2 protein-coding genes and 1 pseudogene are annotated in these 3,209 nt (G+C 39.6%); 1 reads left to right on the top strand and 2 read right to left on the bottom strand.

The window, feature by feature from the left end:
* Both HT723_RS05395 and HT723_RS11285 read right to left on the bottom strand, forming a co-directional pair.
* Window positions 1–265: IS66 family transposase zinc-finger binding domain-containing protein (locus HT723_RS05395; RefSeq protein ID WP_275689909.1), on the bottom strand; the 265-nt coding region annotated here is incomplete at its 3' end.
* Window positions 231–352 (bottom strand): annotated as a pseudogene (locus HT723_RS11285) (ISL3 family transposase); the annotation flags it as partial. The gene HT723_RS05395 and the pseudogene HT723_RS11285, both read right to left, overlap by 35 nt.
* Window positions 353–757: 405 nt before the next feature.
* Here HT723_RS11285 and HT723_RS05390 point away from each other — a divergent pair.
* Window positions 758–3,209: cell wall-binding protein (locus tag HT723_RS05390; RefSeq protein ID WP_172934798.1), on the top strand; the 2,452-nt coding region annotated here is incomplete at its 3' end.

Genomic DNA, 3,209 nt, shown 5'->3' with positions numbered 1-3,209 from the left:
GCGCCAAAGGGGCTTTAGGAATAGGAGCTTTCACAATTTTATCACTCGGATTTTTCTCACTGCATGCTTGGCATTTGTAAGAGTGTTGGATATGATCTATGCGTTTTAATTGCGCAGGAATAAAGACTAATTCTTGGCCTTGAAGGCTCGCTCCAATCTCTTTTAGCTCTTCCTGACAGTCAGGGCAAATGCAATCCTCTAAGCGATGATGAACTTCTTCTGAATCGAATTGGGCAAGATGGAGCCTCATAATCCAGTTTAGCAATGATTTCCTTCTATTAATGATATCCATAATTTGGGCATTAGGGTCTTTGATATCGAGTAGTTTTGTAATAAAATGTAATTGTTCCATATGATTCTTTCTAATGATGGTTTGGTTGCTTTTCATTATAGATGATACGGGACTTTTTTTCTACAACAAAATAGGCTCCATAATATCCATAGGGGATTTTCCTACTACAAATATTATAGAGCCAAAATCTCCAGCCTAGAGAATTTATGAGGGTCTGAAAGGGTCAGGTATTTATGTTTTGTCATAGTAGAGCTCATTTCTAACTCAAACGTCTCACACTAAATTCCACCATAAAAATCTGTTTTAGACCAATTTCCACTTTGACCAGACTAGGGGGAGTTGTCCGAATCATAATTTTAGATAAATATTGGGTAAACATTGGGAAAATACTTGACATATATGTTGTAGAAGAGTATAATGATGGTGATTCAGGTGATTAAAAATAATAATAAAGAGGTGACCTAAATGGGGAAGAAAAAGATGATTTTTGCTAGTCTAGCCAGTGCGGTAGTTTTAGGGGCTAGTCTTACTAGCGTTCAGCAATTGGCTGTAAAAGCTGATGAATCAAATACTACTAACACTAGCAAAGCGTCCGAAAAATCTAAAAAGGATCTTGAAAAAGCGGAAGAAGCTAGAAAAGAAGCTGAAGCTAAAGTTGCTGAACTACAGAAAAAAGTAGAGGAAGCGAAAGCCAAAGCTGAAGAAGCTGCTAAGAAAGCGAAATCCGAAGCAGATGAGGCTAAAGTTGCAGATGAGGCAAAAGCAAAAGCTGAAAAAGCTAAACAGGCTGCTGATGCTGAGCTAGCTGCTGCTAAAAAGGAAGAAGCTGAAGCTAAAGAAGCAGTGATGAAGGCGTTGACAGAACTTGAAAAGGCTGCAGAAGATAAAATTAATGCTAACGATGAGATTAAGGACAAAGCAGCAGCTATTAAAAAAGCAAAAGAGAGAATCGGTAAAGAAGATTTACTGAAAGCGATTGAAAATGGTCAAATCAAGGCTAGTGATGTTGTGAAGGAATTGCCAACAAAGGAAGATGAAAATCCAGTTATTACTAGCAAAGACTCTTTTCTTCCTGAAGAGATAAAAGCTAAAATCCAAAAAGCCGAGGAGGCTGATGCCAAACGTCCACAATCCGAAAAACTGCAAGACAAAGCGGATCAATTGGGGGATGAAATTGACTCTCTAACCAAGCAAGCTAATAAGGCCAAAGCCGAAGCTGAGAAAAAAGCTGCAACTCTGGTAGAAGAAGAGAAAAAACTAGAAGAAGCGAAAGCAGCTCATGAAGCTGCACAAGCTGAATTTGAAAAGGCTGTAGCACTGGCTGAGTCTTATAAAGAAGATATTGATGCTCGTGTTGACGACTTCAATGACACTCTCAAAAAAGCAAAGGAAGCGAGAGACAAAGACCCAGAAGCGAAAGCGAAATATGAGCTTGAAGCTGCTTTGACAGAACTTGAAAAGGATGCCGAAGCTAAGATTAAGGCAGATGATAAGATTAAGGACAAAGCAGCGGCTATTCAAGCAGCTAAAGCGGCAATCGGTAAAGAAGATTTACTAGACGCAATTGAAAGTGGTGTCCTCAAAGTTAGTGAGGTTGTGAATGAGTTGCCAACAGAGGAGGAGAGCTCTGTCTCTGAGAACAGTAACAATACAGTTGGTAGTATTAGCACACTTCCTGAAGAATTGAAAAAGAAAATTGAGGAAGCCACAAAAGCAGACAAGGAACGTCCAGAGTCAGAAAAACTGCAAGATAAGGCGGATCAATTGGAAGATGAGATTGCTTCTCTAACCAAGCAAGCCAATAAACTTAAAGCTGACTTTGAGAAAAAACTTAAAGAACTTGAAAAGAAAGATGAGGATTCAGAAGAATATAAAAAACTCAAAGCTGAGCTTGATAAGGACTATGAAGTTCTGGAATCTTATAAGTATGCGATTGACTCTAGTGCTGAAACGCTCAGAGAGACTCTTAAGCAGATAGAAGAAATGAAGAGTACAGAACAGAAAAAAGAAGATCAAGCCAAAGCTGATCTTGAAGCAGCCTTGACAGAGCTTGAAAAGGCTGCAGAAGATAAAATTAGGAAAGATAACAGTATTACTGATAAGGAAGCGGCTATTCAAGCAGCTAAAGCGGCAATCGGTAAGGAAGATTTACTAGACGCAATTGAAAGTGGTGCTATCAAGGCTACCGATGTTTTGAATGAATTACCAACAGAGGATGATAAACCTGACTCTGAAAATAGCAATAAGTTTTATAATGAGAGCAATCTTCCTGAAGAGATAAAAACTCAAATTGAAAAAGCCAAAGCTGAGGATGCCAAACGTCCAGAGTCAGAAAAACTGCAAGACAAGGCGGATCAATTGGGAGATGAAATTGACTCTCTAACCAAGCAAGCTAACAAAGCCAAAGCCGACCTTGAGCAAAAAGCTAAAGCTCTGGAGGAACAAAAAAGAAAACTCAAAGAAGCGGAAGCAGCTCGTGCAGCAGCAGAAGCTGAATTTAACCAGGCGGATGCCCTTGTCGGCTCTTACGCAGAAGATATTAATTCTCGTGTTGATGACTTCAATAAGACCCTTAAAGAAGTAGAGGAAGCAAAAGCGAAGGAACCAGCTAAAACGGAAGAAGAAACTCCAGCTCAACCCCAAGAAGAAGCAGATGCTAGAATTGCGGAGTTAGAGCAAAAAGCAGCAGAATCTAAGAAAACAGCTGATGATGCGACTGCTAAGGCTGAAAAAGAAAATAATGAAGCAAGAGCAGCTGAAAATTCAAAAGCTGAAGCTGAACAAGCTCAAACAGCTGCTGAAGCTGAACTAGAGAAGGCTAAAGCTGAGGCTGAAAAAGCAAAAGCAAAAGTTGAAGAGCTTGAAAAAGCAGAAAAAGCTGATCAGGAACCAACTAAACCAGCGGAAGATTCAATGG

The organism is Streptococcus sp. 2106 (assembly GCF_013277315.1).
Classification (GTDB): domain Bacteria; phylum Bacillota; class Bacilli; order Lactobacillales; family Streptococcaceae; genus Streptococcus; species Streptococcus pseudopneumoniae.
This window is presented reverse-complemented; position numbering and strand designations above follow the sequence as displayed.